This is a genomic window from Nitrospira sp. Nam80 (genome assembly GCF_965152575.1).
Genome location: NZ_OZ224216.1, coordinates 4,181,597 through 4,195,483, shown reverse-complemented (window position 1 = coordinate 4,195,483; position 13,887 = coordinate 4,181,597). Strand labels below are relative to the sequence as shown.

13 protein-coding genes are annotated in these 13,887 nt (G+C 59.4%); 3 read left to right on the top strand and 10 right to left on the bottom strand.

Going from position 1 to position 13,887, the window contains the following annotated elements; genetic code table 11:
- Positions 1-10 precede the first annotated feature (10 nt).
- On the top strand, positions 11-460 hold the full coding sequence (locus ACWGXE_RS19660; protein WP_447599781.1) for a response regulator: 450 nt from the start codon (positions 11-13) through the stop codon (positions 458-460).
- Between the two features lie 9 nt (positions 461-469).
- Here the strand turns inward: ACWGXE_RS19660 and ACWGXE_RS19655 are convergent, their stop codons facing one another.
- The 8 genes from ACWGXE_RS19655 to larC form a co-directional block, all read right to left on the bottom strand.
- Positions 470-1,237 (bottom strand): 2OG-Fe(II) oxygenase, encoded by a 768-nt coding sequence (locus tag ACWGXE_RS19655; RefSeq protein WP_447599779.1) that lies wholly within the window; start codon positions 1,235-1,237, stop codon positions 470-472.
- A gap of 78 nt (positions 1,238-1,315) precedes the next feature.
- On the bottom strand, positions 1,316-2,065 hold the full coding sequence (locus tag ACWGXE_RS19650) for a LolA family protein (protein ID WP_447599778.1): 750 nt from the start codon (positions 2,063-2,065) through the stop codon (positions 1,316-1,318).
- Positions 2,062-4,500, bottom strand: coding sequence for a DNA translocase FtsK (locus tag ACWGXE_RS19645; protein ID WP_447599777.1), 2,439 nt, complete (start codon positions 4,498-4,500; stop codon positions 2,062-2,064). Before ACWGXE_RS19645 ends, ACWGXE_RS19650 begins: the two co-directional genes overlap by 4 nt.
- A gap of 1,248 nt (positions 4,501-5,748) precedes the next feature.
- Entirely contained in the window at positions 5,749-6,612 is an 864-nt protein-coding gene (gene rsmA, locus ACWGXE_RS19640; RefSeq protein WP_447599775.1) for a 16S rRNA (adenine(1518)-N(6)/adenine(1519)-N(6))-dimethyltransferase RsmA, read from the bottom strand.
- 12 nt (positions 6,613-6,624) lie between these two features.
- Positions 6,625-6,933: a hypothetical protein gene (locus tag ACWGXE_RS19635; RefSeq protein ID WP_447599774.1), complete on the bottom strand. Its 309-nt coding sequence runs from the start codon at positions 6,931-6,933 to the stop codon at positions 6,625-6,627.
- Between the two features lie 107 nt (positions 6,934-7,040).
- Positions 7,041-8,018: a 4-hydroxythreonine-4-phosphate dehydrogenase PdxA gene (gene pdxA / locus ACWGXE_RS19630; protein ID WP_447599773.1), complete on the bottom strand. Its 978-nt coding sequence runs from the start codon at positions 8,016-8,018 to the stop codon at positions 7,041-7,043.
- 108 nt (positions 8,019-8,126) lie between these two features.
- Entirely contained in the window at positions 8,127-9,140 is a 1,014-nt protein-coding gene (locus ACWGXE_RS19625) for a sodium:calcium antiporter (protein ID WP_447599772.1), read from the bottom strand.
- Positions 9,141-10,370 (bottom strand): nickel pincer cofactor biosynthesis protein LarC, encoded by a 1,230-nt coding sequence (larC, locus tag ACWGXE_RS19620; protein ID WP_447599771.1) that lies wholly within the window; start codon positions 10,368-10,370, stop codon positions 9,141-9,143.
- 384 nt (positions 10,371-10,754) lie between these two features.
- Between larC and ACWGXE_RS19615 the strand changes: the two genes are divergently transcribed.
- Entirely contained in the window at positions 10,755-11,417 is a 663-nt protein-coding gene (locus ACWGXE_RS19615) for a hypothetical protein (RefSeq protein ID WP_447599770.1), read from the top strand.
- Between the two features lie 37 nt (positions 11,418-11,454).
- Here ACWGXE_RS19615 and larB read toward each other — a convergent pair whose 3' ends face one another.
- A complete protein-coding gene (gene larB, locus ACWGXE_RS19610) occupies positions 11,455-12,222 on the bottom strand; it encodes a nickel pincer cofactor biosynthesis protein LarB (protein WP_447599769.1) in 768 nt (255 codons plus the stop codon).
- Positions 12,219-13,247 carry an NAD(P)H-dependent glycerol-3-phosphate dehydrogenase gene (locus tag ACWGXE_RS19605; protein WP_447599768.1) on the bottom strand — a complete coding sequence of 343 codons (1,029 nt, stop codon included), beginning with the start codon at positions 13,245-13,247 and terminating at the stop codon, positions 12,219-12,221. The genes larB and ACWGXE_RS19605 overlap by 4 nt, the downstream gene beginning before the upstream one ends.
- 212 nt (positions 13,248-13,459) lie before the next feature.
- On the opposite strand from ACWGXE_RS19605, the gene ACWGXE_RS19600 reads away from it, so the two are divergent.
- Positions 13,460-13,819 carry a zinc-ribbon domain-containing protein gene (locus ACWGXE_RS19600; RefSeq protein WP_447599767.1) on the top strand — a complete coding sequence of 120 codons (360 nt, stop codon included), beginning with the start codon at positions 13,460-13,462 and terminating at the stop codon, positions 13,817-13,819.
- Positions 13,820-13,887: the final 68 nt, after the last annotated feature.

The window sequence follows — 13,887 nt, the reverse complement described above, 5'->3', positions numbered from 1 at the left end:
GGGCCCTATCATGACACTGACGCCGCATGCAGAAATCTTTCGACCTCTCGCCATGCGGGAAGGTCGGGTACTGGTGGTTGACGACGAAGCGTCGATCAGGATGCCGATCCGGCGCTGTCTTTTGCAGGCAGGCCTGGAGGTGATCGAAGCGGCCGACGGAGAAGAGGCGCTTGCCGTGCTTCGCGAAGGGGACAATGCATTGATGGTGGACGCCATTCTATGCGATATCCGTATGCCGAAAATAGATGGCACCGACCTGATTCCCTACTTTCGCGCCCAATATCCGTCGATCCCGATCATTGTGTTGACCGGCTATCCGGACGTCGAACTCGCCATTCATCTCATGAAGGCGGGTGTCCGCGATTATCTGGTCAAGCCGGCGGCCAAGCAGGAACTGTTGCGGTCGCTCAAGAATGCGGTTGATCACCATACGATCTTCAAGGACCAATTCATCGTGTGAACCGGATGATCAGGAGCGCGATCCGGCAGTGGGATGGGAAGGCCGTTTGAATACGGCCCGTAAGCCGAAGTAGGCGAATGAGTCCTTCAAATTCGAGTACAAACGTTTGAATGCCCCCATTTCCGGGTTCGTGACATATTCCATCGTCAAGACGATGCGCTCTTCCCGTTCACCGAGCGGGGTGACTGCATGCCAGAGCTTGTCCCCGTTGAAAATCACCATATCGCCCGGTGCGGTCGCCAGTTCCAGATGCACGGGTTCTTTGCTCGGCACATCCTTATAGAGATCGCAGACCAGCCGGCATTGCCGTGATTGATCGAGCAGGCCCACGAGAATGGTGTAACGGGCGCCCTTGTAATAGGAGGTATCGTAATGATACCCGATATGATCGCCTGGCTCCGTGTAATAATAGAGCGCGCAGGAATGCGGGTCGGTGTCGGGGCAGAGCAATAGATCCACGTTCGTGAGACGGTTCAGAAACGATCGAAACGCGTCAGACCGATAGAATTCGAGAAACGCAGGCGCCTTCTCGATAACGCTGTAATAGCTGACGCTTCCGCCCTTCTTGTGTCCGGGAATGTAATTGCGATTCAAATGGCTTTTGAGTTTTTGCGCCTGGGGCACCAGGCAGCTCTCCACCACATCGCGGGGCAAAAACGACGGGATGTATAGAAATTCATTCTGCGCCCAATACTCTTGCCGCAGCCGATCGAAGTCCAGCGCTGCCAGCGCCTGGTCGACCGACTCACCGATCCGCGTCGTCGATGATGTCATCATAGCGATCCCTTTCTAGTCCGAAGTCCCTTATCCCTCATTCAGAACTTATAATTCATAACTCATAATTCGGCCCTTCCGTCAGGGCGGGCTCAGCACCGGCGCCTTTACGACTTCCACGTCGGCCGGCGTTTTAAATTCGAACAGGTCGTCAGGCAATCCGCTGTTGGATTTGAGATCGACGAATTCAAAGGTCGCAATGTTCCCGGTGACCTCGTGCAGGGCAATGGTCTTGAGAAAATAGGTTTTCGGCTGTACTTCGATGACGATCCGTTGCACGGCGCGGTCCGGCTCGGAACGCCCCTGTTTGGGGATGAGGGTCACTCGTCGGATGCCGCCCGCTCCTCGTTCCTGCCCCGTCGGCTGCACATCGAACTCCTCGTCGATCTTTCCCACGCCTTGGAGCAGCTGGAGCGGCGCCTGCGACGCCGCCATGTGAGTCAGTTTCCCCACCAGGACCTGTTTATGCTCCGGCACGTACATCCGCACATCATCTTTGTTGACATAGATTTCTTCGATGGAAGGCTCGCGGTAATCCCAGCGCAGCAGGCCTGGTTTTTTGATATAGAACCGTCCCGATGAGAGCACCGGGGTCGCAAACCCCTCGATCCTGGTCTTCTGCGTAAACTCGGCCTGCAGATCCTTGGTCTTTTCATACCTGGCCTGGATCTTTTTGACGATCTCGGCGACCTCGTGATTGGCTTTTTCATCGACGACCTCGTCCGCCGACTGTGCGACATCCAAGCCGGGTGCTCCCGAGTAACAGGATAAAATAAACGACAATAGACACACGCGCCACGGCCGGAAACCGTCCATCATCATCATTCTCATGTTTCTTCCTCTCCGACCGGTCCACGGCGTCCGATGACTTCGCGGCGGCCGTCACGCCCGGCCGCGCCGACCAATCCTTCTGATTCCATCTGTTCGATCATGCGGGCTGCCCTCGGATATCCGACACGGAGCCGGCGCTGAATCAAGGATGCGGAGGCTTGACCCGTAGTCAAGACCAGATCCTTTGCTTGCTCATAAACCTCATCGCGCGCCTGCTCTTCTTCGGCTTCCTCCTGTTTGAGCGACTGGAGTTCTTGTGAATAGGAAGGCGATGATTGTTTCTTGACGAACTCCACCGTGCGACGGACGTCGTCATCCGAGACAAATGATCCGTGCAGACGCATAAGGCGCCCGGTCCCAGACGCGAGATAGAGCATGTCGCCGCGACCGAGCAGCGCTTCAGCGCCGTTCGCATCGAGAATCGTGCGTGAGTCCGTTTTCGAAGAAACTTGAAACGCGATCCGGGCCGGAAAATTGGCTTTGATCAAGCCGGTCAATACATCGACGGATGGGCGCTGCGTCGCCAGAATCAAATGGATGCCCGAAGCCCTCGCCATCTGGGCCAGGCGGGCGATACGATCCTCCACATCTTTGGGGGCCACCATCATGAGGTCGGCGAGCTCGTCGATCATCACCACTATATAAGGAAGGGGTTCAGGCGGAGTCGGCGGGGCTGAGCCGCCCGGCACGGTAATGCTGGGACCTTCCGTCGTTTCCCCGGCGGACAGCCGTTCCTCCTCGGATAAAAATTGAATCGGCAATTCCGGCTGTTGGGGTTTCGACGGATCCGGCAGAACGCCTTGCGCGTGGCCCACTTTTCGGTTGTAGGCGTCAATGTTCCGCACCCCCGCCTCGGCGAGCAATTTGTAGCGCCGTTCCATTTCCTGCACGACCCATGCGAGGCCCCGCGCCGCGGACTTAGGATCGGTGATGACCGGCCGCAGCAAATGCGGAATGCCTTCGTACGTTTGAAACTCCAGCATCTTCGGATCGATCAAGAGCAGTTTGACCTCGTCGGGTCTGGCGTTGAACAGGATGCTCAGCAACATCGTATTGAGGCTCACGCTCTTGCCGGCGCCGGTCGCTCCCGCGACCAGCAAATGCGGCATCGTCTTCAAATCGGCCGTCACCGGCGCGCCGAAAATATCTTTACCCAACCCGAGCGCGAGCTTGGACCGCGAGCGCGCGAACGAGTCGCTCATCACGATCTCTTTGAAGGAGACCGTCTCCCGGTGGGGATTCGGCACTTCAATGCCGACGACCGACTTGCCCGGCAGCGGGGCCACGATCCGCAGGCTGATCGCTTTGAGGGCAAGGGCAAGATCGTCCGCCAAATTGACGATGCGCGCGACCTTGGTGCCGGGCGCCGGCTCATATTCATACATCGTCACGACGGGACCGGGGCGCACGTCCGTGACTCGGCCGTCAACGGCAAAGCTCTTGAGCGCCTTCGTCAGAATTTCAGATTGGGCCTTGAGTTCCTCCTCCGTCAGTCTCGACAGCGGACCGGACGGATCGCTCAGGAGTTCGTTGGAATCCGGGAGAATATACCCCGCCTTGGACACGGGATGGGCCATGACCACGTCCGGCTCCGGCGGCGACTCGGGAGGCCGGCGTTTCTCAATGCGAATAGAAGGCTGAATTCGCGGGAGATCTTCCGCCGGTTCGAGAAGAGGCTGTTCGCGCTCGACGGCCTCGAGTGCCGGCTCCGCCTGTGTCTCCGTGAACGCGGGGCGAGCGGGCCTGGCGGCTTTTGGCCTGGCTCGTCTTGGCTCCGATGCTGAAGGAACGGGCCAGTCCGGAATCAAGGCCGCCATTCGGTCTTTCACCCTGTCCCACCATTCAGGTACTCGTTGTAATAAGGTCCCGACGGAAACCGGCACGGTGAAGAGGAGAGCGATGAGGAATCCAGCCAGAATGATGATGTGGGCGCCGGTATTGGCAAAGTAGGCCCGCAAGGTCTCCGCCAAGGTCTGTCCGATGATGCCGCCCGCCATCCCGCGATTCACCATCCCGCTCGATAGAGTCGGCACCCCGGTTATTTCGACGTGCAAGAAGGCGCTCAGAAAGATGACGGCTGCGACCGAACTGCCGGCATTGCGGAGGCGTACGGTCAATGGGGTCTGCGTGAAACAACGCGCTCCCAACAGCCCGAGTAACACGGGAAAGAGATAGGCCCCGCCGCCGATGAGAAAAAACATGGTGGCGGCCAGCATGGCGCCTACTGTTCCGATCATATTCTTGGCCGGAGCGGCCGCGGCCGGTCCGGAACTGGTCAGGAGCTTGGTATCGCTCGGGACAAACGACAGAAGGCTGAGCAGGATCAGCAGGCCGGCTGTAATCAGGAGCACCCCGATTACTTCACGCTGTACATGGGATGGGCGAGAGGAGGTACTGCGGGCGTCACCGCGCTTCGCCGTGGTGGATACACCCATAAGTCGGCATGCTAGCACAGGAAAAGGGTCATTTCAAACAGCGATGCGACTTCAGGATGGCGAGATCGTCACCAGGCATCAGCATCCTGCATCATTTCGTGCGGGCTCGCCTGACTGCCTGTAGAGCGGGAGCCTTGGCTGACGAACGGCGCGCGCAGCCGGTGTTGGCCGTGATGCGATGCATCTCTCTGGACCATCGCGTAGAGATTAAGCTACGTCGCTTCGCCTTAGGGACCACCGGAACGGCTCCGCTGTCAGCCGCAGCTTTTCTTGCCATCTCTAGCGCCACGGCCAAACCTCTGCGCGCATCCGTTCCAGCCACGGCGGAAAAAGGCTTAAATCCTGGCCGCGGTTCCCCCAGCCCCCATCTCAGAAGACGGAAGTTTCCGATCCGCCTCCGGCGGTCGGACCTCCCTCGGTCCTTCGCTCCACACATCAGCACGCCTCGGCCGCAATGCGCTCGGAAAACCGATCGCCGGTCGTTGTCGCAGGATGCTGTTCCTGAACCTGCGGTTGTGAACAGTGTGAGGCAATAGGGTATAGGCGGCTGACGCCGGGAAAGGCGCGCCGGGCGCGCCGGGGAAACGGGCGGGTGAGATATTGGCCCCTCCGGCGTCGCCAACACCGGCTGGGCGCGCCGTTCGTCAGCCAAGGCGGACCCTTTTCTACAGGACCTTGGCGAGACCGCGGAGAACGAAGCAGGACCCTGATGCCTGTAGCGCTGGCAATACCAGTGTGCCTTCGGCGGCTGGAAGGGATGGGCGCGGAGGCGCTCGCCATAGCGGAAATTCAGTCCACTGGCGCAAGAAGCGAGCGGGTGACGGCATTGCGACGTTTTCGGCGCAGCCTTATAGGAGCCCGCGTCAAGTTGAAAAGGATTCAATCGGCATTGCGGCTCATCGCATTATGGCGACGCCGGAGGGCCCGCCCTTCGTCAGCCGCCTCTCCTAAGCTCGTCTGTGTCTCCCCGTTGTTCCCAATATGCGTCGGTTCGGCATCAGTATCCCGCTGGAGTGACATTGCGGGCGAGCCAGACTGATGTGCGCAGTAGAAATCTGAGCGAGGCCCGACAGGCGATGGCTGCTCTTTCAGGCATCGACTGATCAGAAACCCCCGCATTCTGATGTGGGGGCTGGGGGGAACCGCAGCCGGATTTCTGCCAGCTACAGCAGCTTGGCGAGACCGCGGAGAACGAAGCGGGATACTGATGCCTGTCCTGATTATGGCATTGGCACCTCCATACATCGTTCAGAATTCGAGGGCCGCGAGTGTTCTGGCAAGCTTGAAATAATCGTCCAGTGAAAGCGTTTCGGCGCGGCGATCCGCCGCGATACCGCATCGGCTCAAAGCAGCCGTAACGGAATCCGCGGCATAGCCTTCGTCGCGGAGCGAGTTCAGCACGGTTTTCCGGCGATGCGCGAAGGCCGCACGGACCACTTGCACAAAGCGTTGTTCATTACCGGCGTCCAGTAATCCGGTCGTCTTCATCCTGAGATGCACCACCGCCGATCCGACCGTGGGTCTAGGGCGAAAGCAATGAGGGGAGACACGAAAGGCGAGCGTCACCGCTGCTCTGTACTGGGTCAGCACCGACAATGCTCCATATTCTTTTGATCCCGGTCTGGCCGCCAACCGCTGGGCCACTTCCGTCTGCAGCATCAGAATCAGCCGATCAATCAACCGCGATGATTCCAGCAATGTAAACAGGAGCGGGGTCGAAACGTAATAGGGCAGATTGGCGACGACGACCGTGCCGGGCGGCAAAGTCCCATAATCAAATTCCAGCGCATCCCCGATGCGGAGATCGAGGTTGGGACAGGCCGCAGTAAGCGGTAAGTCGCCCGAGCCGGCATTGCCGGCTTCAACGGGTGCTTGATGCTCAACCTGACTCTCCGCCAGTGCTTGCGCCAGTTGGCGATCGATTTCGATGGCAATCACACGCCGCGCTTTCGCGCAGAGCGCACGAGTCAGAATGCCACGACCCGGTCCGATTTCCAGGACCGTTTCTTCCGGGCGGATGGCCGCCAAATCCACGATTTTGCGGACGATATTGTGATCAATCAGGAAGTTTTGGCCGAAGCGTTTGAGCGGCGGGGGGAGGGGCGTAGACATGAAAACGTAAGTCTATCCCGGCCCGATCTTTTGCATGCGAGTCCGCAACGCCGTCAATTGCACGCGATAGAAGTCCACTTCGTCGTTGAATTCGTCCACCAAATCGTTTGTAAAGGAAGGGCCGGGATTGGCTTTGGAGAAAGCTTGGCCCTCTTGCTGGCTCACTTGTTGCGCCAGCGCGTCAGCGGTGCGCGCCTTCCATTTGGCTACGCGTTCGCGTCCCGCCACCGCATTCAACGTATCGTTTGTATCCTTGGCAATGGCATCCAATTCCTTGATTTGTTGTTCGATGACCGCAAGCGCTGCTTGTGTCATGTCCACCGTGATTCTCCTTGTCGATCAGCATGGTTTTTCTTTAAGGAACAATCTCGCGGGAACGTCCCGGCCGAGTCATCAATTCGGATTCTCCATTCCTCATTCATAATTCTTCATTCCTCATTTCTTTTCTTTGCCAGGTTTGCCGCCAACTTGACCGCTTCCAGCAGGCTGCCAGGGTCGGCCACACCCTTGCCGGCGATGTCATAGGCCGTGCCATGATCCACGGAGGTGCGAATGATCGGCAAGCCGACGGTGACATTGACACAGGTGCCAAACGCGACCAGCTTCAGTGGAATCAATCCTTGATCATGGTACATTGCCACGATTCCGTCATAGGCGCCCTTCGTTGCCTTTCCGAACAGCGTATCCGCCGGCATCGGATCACTCGCATCAATCCCTGCTGCCCGCGCCTGCTGTACGGCGGGGAAGATCTTGGTGGCTTCCTCATCGCCGAATAATCCATGCTCGCCCGCGTGCGGATTTAACGCCGCCACGCCGATCTTCGGCGCGGCGATGCCGAAATAATCACGGAGCCCGCGGTGGGCGAGCCTGATCGCCTTGGCAATCCGATCGGTCGTCAAAAGCGATGAGAGAGTGTTGATCGCGACATGGGTCGTGGTGAACATGATCTTCAGCGGTCCGCCCACGATCATCATACCCACTTCGGCGCTCTGCGTCAGATCCGCCAATAGTTCGGTGTGTCCGGGATAATGGAAGCCCGCCATGTTCATCGCTTCCTTATTGATGGGAGCCGTGACGATGCCGGCGATCTGTCCCGCCTGGGCCAAGGCGACTCCCTGCTTGATGAAGACGACGGAAGCCGCGCCGGTTTCAGGGGCGGCCAACCCCATCTCGAACCGGCCGAGCGGCTTTTCAAGCGGTTCGTAGACCATAAGTTGGTTCGCTTTCGGGGACAGATGCTGAAGATCCTCCACCTGGATGACCTTCAATGATAGACGCAAATTCCGAACCGTCTCTTCCATCACGGCGCGTGAACCGATCACCAGAGGACGGCACAGACGGGTTACGGCCTTCTCTGCCAATGCCTTTGCAATGACCTCAGCTCCGATACCGGCCGGATCTCCCATAGTGAGCCCGAGGAGGGGCAGACGAGAAACAGAACGCCGCGTTGTGTCACGGCGTTCTGAGTTCTGAATTCTGAGTTGTGAGTTCTGAGTTCCAGCCATCAGCTCCTCTCAGGAGTTGCTATACAGATACACCGTGTATCCCACATACAACAAGGACGCGGCGCCCAGCAGCCAGGGACGCCAATGACCACCCCACAACAACTGCAAAAAACTGAAGACCATCGCGACGACGGCCAGGACCATCGTGGCCAAGGCCGTGGTGTCCAACGTCCACTGGGTTCCCACCAGTCCCACAGAGACGGGAAAGGTTCCCTGGAACACCATGGCGCCCGTCACGTTCCCGACCGCCAGCCGGTCTTTTTTTCGATAGAGCCATAGGAAACTGTTCGACATTTCCGGCAACTCGGTGGCGAGCGGCGCAATCAGCAAGGCGAGAAGCAGTGGGGAGACGCTTAATTCGGCAGAAAGAGACTTGGCGGCGGTGACGAATAGATGCGCGCCCGCTACCAATCCGACGAGGCCCAGGATTCCTTGAAAGCCGATCATTGGAAACGATGGTTTCCGACTGCGAGGAACCAGCACCAGCGGCTCCAGTTCACTGCTCGGCTGGCCCTCTTCATCGACGGCCGAAAATTTCATCCGCATATAATAAATGTAAAGCAGGATCAAGCCGATTGCGACGGCGATATGAAGCGGCTTGATCGGGACGAAGACGCAGGCGAGCGCCAGACTATAGGCGATCAAGAAGAACAGCAGATCCGCCCTCACCTCCCCGTAATCCAGTTTGAAGTGCGGAGGTCTCTTGCCGAGTCTCGCATAGAGCAGGAGCAACATGGCGAGAATTGGGAGCACCAATGTGCTGAGCATGAAGGGCGCGCCCAGGATCGCTCCGAGCCCGACCTCTGTCCGTTCCTGGCCCGAGCCGAAAAAAATTGCGATGATCGGAATGGAGGTTTCCGGCAACGTCGTTCCCACTGCGGCGAACACGCTGCCGACCGCACCTTCCGATACCTTCAGCCGCTTTCCCAACCACTCGATGCCATTGGTGAAGAGATGGCAGCCGCCTAACGTGATGACCACGGAAGCGATGAACAGGCCGGCGTAGGTCAAGATCGTGAACACTTAGCGCTTCCTTGCCCTTCCGCCGGATTCGGAAGATCGGCGCTTCTGGTCCTTTTGCCGGTGATACGCGACGATCGCCTCCTCCATCACATCTTTAACGGGACGTCCGCTCTGCTCAGCTATCCGTTTGCAATCGAGATATTCTGGAGCGGCTTTGGTCTGCCCCTGTCCGAGACCGGCCAATTTCATGCGCACGATCCCGCCCCCGACGGGGACGGTGGCGAAGGTACGCGGCAAGGTGCGCCGCTGAATTTCCTGCATGCGAACTCCCAACGCGGTGGTATCACGGAAGAACACGGATGAAGCGGCATCCGCCTTTTCCGGGGAGACCAGGACGGACAGCGCCACACCGGGCCGGCCGCGTTTCATAATGATCGGGGTCAACGTCACATCGACGGCCCCTGCCGCAAAGAGGCGATCCATCACCGTTTCATAGGCTTGGGGAGAGAGATCGTCGAGATTGCTGGTTAGTTCGACGATTCGGTCGGTCTCGCCTGACCCTTGGGCGCCGTCATCGCCGATAAAGACCCGCAGCACATTCGGCCAATCCTGGAAATCGGCCGTCCCCGCCCCATAGCCGACGGCCTGTAGCCGTAAGAGCGGCATCGAGCCAAAGCCTTCGGCGAATGTACGCAACAAGGCCATACCGGTCGGCGTCGCCAGCTCCTGCGACGGCCCGTCACTATAGATCGGGATGCCGCGCCCCAGCGACGCTACGGCCGGTCCCGGGACCGGGAGCAGACCATGGGCCGACATAATAGTACCACCGCCCACATTGACCGCCGAAGCCGTGACCCGCTCAATATCCAAGGCATGTAGCCCCCACACGGTGCCGACGACGTCCACGACGGAATCGATCAAGCCGACCTCATGAAAATGCACATGAGAGGGATGGACTCGATGCGCCACGCTTTCGGCCTTGGCTAATTCCGCGAACACCCTGCGCGCGCGATCTTTGACCGGCGCCGGCAGCCGGCTGTGCGCGATGAGGCGGTCGATCTTCTTCGACGGCAAGGGGACCCGCACTTCCTGCGGAATCGAGACGTCTACTTTTGTGGCCTGCAGCGCGGCTCGGGACACCGGCTTGCGGGTCAATCGATACCCGTCTATGGACAGCGAACGCAGCGCCCGCGCCAGATCCTTGAAGGGCAGCCCGGCATCGATCAATGCGCCGAGCACCATATCTCCGCTGATTCCGGAAAAACAATCAAAATGCAGATGTCGTCCCACTACGCATCGCCTCGCATGAATGGATCGGATCGGCGGTCATCTTACTCGACGCGGTGTTCGGACGGCAACGATTGGCCGGTTGGCCCGTATTATTTACGACGGTTCGTCACGAACTCTGGAAGAGGCGCGTCTCGGCGTGCCTGGGCAAGGGCGGGTGTAAAATTAAGTCGCGTGGCGAGGTCCACGGCGCGAAGACTACTGAGGTGCGCGACGCGACGAAGAAGGAGCGTCATGTTTGCGCACGGGCGCGAGGTGCACGGCGTCACGTGAGCCGGCCGTGTCTTGCGCATGGAGACGCGAGCCCGCCCGTCCGCACACGCGAAGCCGTGTGCTGGCTCGTCGCAGTAGCGGCTCAGTCATTTGCAGTAGAAGAGCTCGTGAATAATGCGGGCTTCATTGACAGTCTCCCGCGGCTATGTTATCCCCGATGAACATGCCGTCATCGACCCCAGATGTTGCCGTAATCGCATGATGAGTTGCCGGCCTCTTGCGCGCTTCTCCGCGCTCGACAGTCGTCGCACCCGCCTCGTTTACGGCGTCTTTCTTTTTCTATTCCTGGTGTTCTTCACCGTCGGAGCCGGCGAACTCGGCGCCAAGACCAAACAGAAAAGCGCGCCGCGCCGTGAACCGGAACTGAAAATCATCGATCTGAAGATTACACCGCTCCCCTATACACCGGAGAAGGGCGCGCTGGACTTTACGGTAATCGTGCAATTGCCGAAGGAAGTCGACGAAGCGTTGATGCTCGAAGTCTCGTCCCTCGTCACGTCCGCGTCGATGACCTCACTCCGATTCCTGTCGAGCCGGCAGGCGGTCAATGATCACCAGCCCTCGACGGTCGTTGCGACGCCCGGCTCATCCGGTGAGCCGGAACCAAAGCGGGTCCGCATTCACCTGAGCTGGGACGGCCTCGACCACAACAAGCAACTGGCGCCCCCCGGCTCCTATGATTATATGGTACGGGCCAAGCTGTTGAGCAACGACGACAAGGGACAGAAAACACAGATGCTGTCCTGGCCGAAGCGGGGCACGTTTGTGGTCAAATAAAACCAGCCGGACGTGAGGCGACTGCTGTCGCGAGCGGTTATGCCTCATCCTTGACGTCAATCCCGATCATATTGATGCGGTGGGCAAGACATCCGGCTCCAAAGCCGTTGTCGATGTTCATGACTCCGACGCCGGCGGCGCAGGAATTGAGCATCGTCAGAAGCGCCGCCAATCCTCCGAAGCTGGCCCCATAGCCCCGGCTTGTCGGCACGGCGATGACCGGTTGACTCACCAGCCCTCCCACGACGCTGGGCAGCACACCGTCCATCCCGGCGGCGACGATGAGCACGCGAGCGCGGTGCAACCGCTCTTGCTGGCCCAACAGGCGATGCAGACCCGCCACGCCGACATCATACAGTGTATCGACCCGGCTCCCCATGGTTTCAGCGGTGACCCGCGCCTCCTCGGCGACCGGGATATCCGCGGTTCCGGCCGTCACGATCAGCACATGGCCATGGCGAGTTAGACCGGACGGGGCCACCGCTACGACCCGGGCCGCCTCGACGTATCGAGCGCGCCGGTTCAAGCGACAGAGGGCCCGCGCGGCGCGCGGGCCGATGCGTGTGGCGAGAAACGGTCCTTTGCCGCGGAGCAGGCTTTTGGCGATGCCCAGAATCTGCGCGTCGGTTTTTCCCTCGCAGAACAACACCTCGGGAAATCCTTGGCGAATCGATCGATGGTGGTCCAAGGAGGCGAACCCAAGATCTTCGAACGGCAAGGTGCGCAATCGGCGTAAGGCCGCCTCGACGGACAGCGTGCCGGATTGGACTTCAGAAAGGAGGGCGCTCAATTGTTCGCGGGTCATGCCGGATTCTTTTCTTCCTTGGCGTCGCGTTCCATCAAATCGCCGACGGCGTGCCGGCAGGACTTTTCTGAGAATAAGACGTTATGGACTTCTTGCACGATCGGCATTTCGACATGATAGCGCTGCGCGAGGCGGAGGGCGGCTTTGGCGGTTCGCACGCCTTCCGCCACCGCATGCATGCTGCCGAGGATGGCCTCCAACCGTTCTCCCTTTCCCAGTCGCACGCCGACCGAATGGTTGCGGCTTAATGCCCCGGTGCAGGTCAATACCAGGTCTCCCACTCCGGATAATCCATAAAACGTGCGCGGATCGGCTCCCATGGCCACGCCGAGGCGGATCATTTCGGCCAACCCTCGGGTGATGAGGGCCGCTCGGGCATTGGCGCCGAGTCCCAAGCCATCCACCACGCCCGCGGCCAGCGCCATGACGTTCTTGAGCGCGCCGCCGAGTTGCACGCCGATGGGATCGTCATCGGCATAGACCCGAAAGACCGGCGTCATGAGGAGAGCTTGGACCTGTTTCACCAACTCGGCATCTTTGCCGGCGAGGCAGAGCGCCGTTGGATGTGCACGGCTGACTTCCGTGGCGAAACTGGGACCAGACAGGACCAGCAAGCGGGCGGCGATGTCGGGAGGCAGGAGTTCTTCCATGATTTGCGTGATGAGTTTAAGGCTGTCTTCCTCGATTCCTTTGGTTGCGCTCACCACGGACACGGTTCGATTCAGCGATCCCGAGATTCGTCCCAAGACGGACCGCGCCGCATGCGAGGGGACGGCAAAGATGAGACAATTCGCATCTCGCGTGACATCCGCCAGGTCGCTGGTCGCGTTGAGCGAGGCCGGGAGTCGAACGGCAGGAAGATACGGCGAGTTCTCGTGCCTGCTGTTGATTGCGTCGGCCACTTCCTTTTCATACGCCCACAGGGTCACGGACAATCCTTTGTCCGCCGCATGGCGCGCGAGCGCCGTTCCCCAGGCGCCGGCTCCTATGACCCCTACTGTCGTGATGGCCGTTGTGTCAGGCATACGTCAATGACGGCGAACTCACTCGGCGTCGAATTCCTGGCTATCGGGCGACGTGGCGGATTATAGGAATCGAGTTCGATGACTGTCAACGGAACGACCCGTCGCGTTACCGGTCGATCAGTCTCATGGCAGTCCAGCCGGGACCTCCTCAGTGGACATGCGCTTATGATCGCGCTAGGCTGTAGCGCTATGAAGCCGTTCGGCAGACGACGATGAAGAGTTGTCCTTCCTGTCATCAGGAACTTCCGGATATCAGCCGCTTCTGCACGCGATGCGGCCACCCGGTTGATGCGTCTGTAAGTACACGTCCATCGGCTTCCCCATCCGGCATCAAACGCGAAGATCTCAACATCAACGTGCTCTATGCGATGGTGGCAGCCCTCCTATTGGCCTTGCTCTTTCCGCCCTGGGAAACTCCCGCTTCACAGACACCGGAATTTCTCGGCCTACACTTCATCCTGAGTCCACCCAATCCGGAGGCTGTCGTCAGCCGGTTGCTCCTCACAATCGAATTGACAACGCTTGCCATCGCCGGCCTGTACTTCTCGTTTCTCCTTCGAAGCAAGAACTGATGGCTTGGGAATCTGCGTTGAAGATGTTCGTATGACCGGCCGAGCTGTTGAACCGGTGCGCGCGGGCT

Excerpts from the sequence above, each read along its gene's own strand:
- ACWGXE_RS19660 (WP_447599781.1), top strand. The coding sequence starts at position 11 with ATGACACTGACGCCGCATGCAGAAATCTTTCGACCTCTCGCCATGCGG.
- ACWGXE_RS19655 (WP_447599779.1), bottom strand. The coding sequence starts at position 1,237 with ATGATGACATCATCGACGACGCGGATCGGTGAGTCGGTCGACCAGGCG.
- ACWGXE_RS19650 (WP_447599778.1), bottom strand. The coding sequence starts at position 2,065 with ATGAGAATGATGATGATGGACGGTTTCCGGCCGTGGCGCGTGTGTCTA.
- ACWGXE_RS19645 (WP_447599777.1), bottom strand. The coding sequence starts at position 4,500 with ATGGGTGTATCCACCACGGCGAAGCGCGGTGACGCCCGCAGTACCTCC.
- rsmA (WP_447599775.1), bottom strand. The coding sequence starts at position 6,612 with ATGTCTACGCCCCTCCCCCCGCCGCTCAAACGCTTCGGCCAAAACTTC.
- pdxA (WP_447599773.1), bottom strand. The coding sequence starts at position 8,018 with ATGGGAGATCCGGCCGGTATCGGAGCTGAGGTCATTGCAAAGGCATTG.
- ACWGXE_RS19615 (WP_447599770.1), top strand. The coding sequence starts at position 10,755 with ATGCGGGCTTCATTGACAGTCTCCCGCGGCTATGTTATCCCCGATGAA.
- larB (WP_447599769.1), bottom strand. The coding sequence starts at position 12,222 with ATGACCCGCGAACAATTGAGCGCCCTCCTTTCTGAAGTCCAATCCGGC.
- ACWGXE_RS19605 (WP_447599768.1), bottom strand. The coding sequence starts at position 13,247 with ATGCCTGACACAACGGCCATCACGACAGTAGGGGTCATAGGAGCCGGC.
- ACWGXE_RS19600 (WP_447599767.1), top strand. The coding sequence starts at position 13,460 with ATGAAGAGTTGTCCTTCCTGTCATCAGGAACTTCCGGATATCAGCCGC.